Annotated in this window: 2 protein-coding genes; one reads left to right on the top strand and one right to left on the bottom strand. The window is 52.3% G+C overall.

The genetic code is table 11. From position 1 onward, the window contains the following. Nucleotides 1–68: 68 nt before the first annotated feature. Nucleotides 69–890, top strand: coding sequence for an SDR family oxidoreductase (locus tag FT726_RS26975; RefSeq protein ID WP_346303818.1), 822 nt, complete (start codon nt 69–71; stop codon nt 888–890). Nucleotides 891–985: 95 nt separating this feature from the next. On the opposite strand, the gene FT726_RS26970 is transcribed toward FT726_RS26975, so the two are convergent. Continuing rightward, nucleotides 986–1,789 (bottom strand): hypothetical protein, encoded by an 804-nt coding sequence (locus FT726_RS26970; RefSeq protein ID WP_346303817.1) that lies wholly within the window; start codon nt 1,787–1,789, stop codon nt 986–988. Nucleotides 1,790–1,932: the final 143 nt, after the last annotated feature.

The raw sequence follows: 1,932 nt of genomic DNA, 5'->3' as shown, positions 1-1,932 counted from the left end.
GCAATTGGGGGGATTATGACCACCAGTAAAGCGATCTATCATCAGGTTTTCAACATGAGGAGCGCAAAATGAAAACCTGGTTAATTACCGGTGCCAGCAGCGGACTGGGCCGACTGATGAGTGAACGTTTACTTGAGCGCGGCGATCGCGTGGTGGCAACGGTGCGCCGCGAGCAGGCGCTGGAAGATTTGCAGCAGCAATATGGCGATCGGCTGCTGGTGATGCGGCTGGATCTGGCCGAAACGGCCAGTATCGCTCCGGCCATCGCCACCGCCTTTGCCCGCGTCGGGCGTATTGATGTGGTGGTAAGCAACGCCGCTTACGGTCTGTTTGGCGCGGCGGAAGAGCTCAGCGACGCGCAGATTGCACGCCAGATCGCCACCAATCTCACCGGATCGATCCAGCTGATTCGCGCCGTCATCCCGCATTTGCGCCAGCAGGGCGGTGGCCGCATTGCGCAGATCTCTTCCGAGGGCGGTCAGGTGGCGTATCCCAATTTCAGCCTGTATCACGCCAGCAAATGGGGAATTGAAGGTTTTGTCGAAGCGGTGCGCCAGGAAGTCGCCAGCTTTGGCATCGAGCTGCTGCTGGTGGAGCCGGGCCCGACCGCCACCAATTTTGCCTGCGGGCTGGATATCGCTGCGCCGCTCGACGCCTATCGCGACAACGCGTCCGGACAGTTGCGTCGGGCGATTGAAGCGGGTGACTTTGCTATATTGGGTGATGCCGGAAAATGTGTGGCGGCCACGCTGGCGACGCTGGATCAGGAAACGATGCCGCTGCGGCTGGCGCTGGGCAGCACGGCCTATCAGCACATCGAAGCCGCGCTGGAAGCCCGGCTGGCAGAGCTGCGCGCGCAGAAAGCGCTGGCGTTTGGCGCGGATGCGTAACTTTACCGTGTAACCTGGTCGCGCAGATCGTTATTAATGGCGGTCTGCGGCTGGTTAACACGGATTGGCTGACATCATTAGCCCTTTAATTTACCTTAACCATAAAAACGGTTTTTATTTTCGTTTTTAACGATATGCTTCAATAGATATTGGCATTTATCAACAACATTGCTGGCATCTTTAAAACCCTGTTCAATCACGGCAATATTTAATACATGGTCGTCATGGTTAAACTGCACTGATTCGGTATCGCACATGTTCCAGGCACGCGTTGTCGCTTCTGTCCAGTGATGAACGCTTTCTCCGGACCAGGCAATATTCTCTTTAAGCATTTTCACTGGGTTTCCGCCCCAGCAGCTATTGGAGTGTATCGTTTTCCCCGCCACCAGACTCATGGCACCAATTACGCTGCCGGAGTGGATCGATGAACCTTTTAAAACCATGGCGTTTTGTCCGATCCAGACGTGATCGCCGACATAAATACTACGGGAATGATTGATGCGCTGATTATCCGCAATGTTATATATCAGATGAGGATCGGCGGTTCGCATCCAGATACCAAAGGAGAGACAACAATGATTGCCAATGATGATATTTTTTTCTTCTGAGAGAATCAGCGTTAACTTTTCATTGAAGTAATTATGTCTGCCGATGAAGCAGACCGAATTTGAGAATGCTATTATTTTAACGATATAGGGTATCGCACTTTGGCTCAAATAAATGATTGAATTATCCGCCCGAAAATCCAGTACGGAATCCTGCAGGACTACGCCCTCCTCACATATCAGAATATTGTTCTTACCATGAAAATTAATCTGGCTATTGATGAGTGTCGGTTCTTTACCAAGAAATTTGTTACCTTCAATAAGCCTGAGCTGCTCTGGATGTAATATTGTCATTTTTCGCTACGTGAGTCGGGATGGCCGTTTTCAAAGCGGCCTGAATCACGTCGATATTAAGCGTTGGGCATCAGAACAGCAGGCTGTGCGCCGTGGCGCGCAGCGCAATGCCGAGCAAAATGCCGGGCACGGCGAAGCGGAAC

This window comes from Pantoea sp. Morm (assembly GCF_016643525.1).
In the GTDB taxonomy this organism is placed as follows: domain Bacteria; phylum Pseudomonadota; class Gammaproteobacteria; order Enterobacterales; family Enterobacteriaceae; genus Pantoea; species Pantoea dispersa.
The sequence above is the reverse complement of the archived record's forward strand: the minus strand, read 5'-3'. Positions and strand labels throughout refer to the sequence as shown.

What these genes read in the sequence shown, in the direction of transcription:
- FT726_RS26975 (WP_346303818.1), top strand. Translation starts at nt 69, where the DNA reads ATGAAAACCTGGTTAATTACCGGTGCCAGCAGCGGACTGGGCCGACTG.
- FT726_RS26970 (WP_346303817.1), bottom strand. Translation starts at nt 1,789, where the DNA reads ATGACAATATTACATCCAGAGCAGCTCAGGCTTATTGAAGGTAACAAA.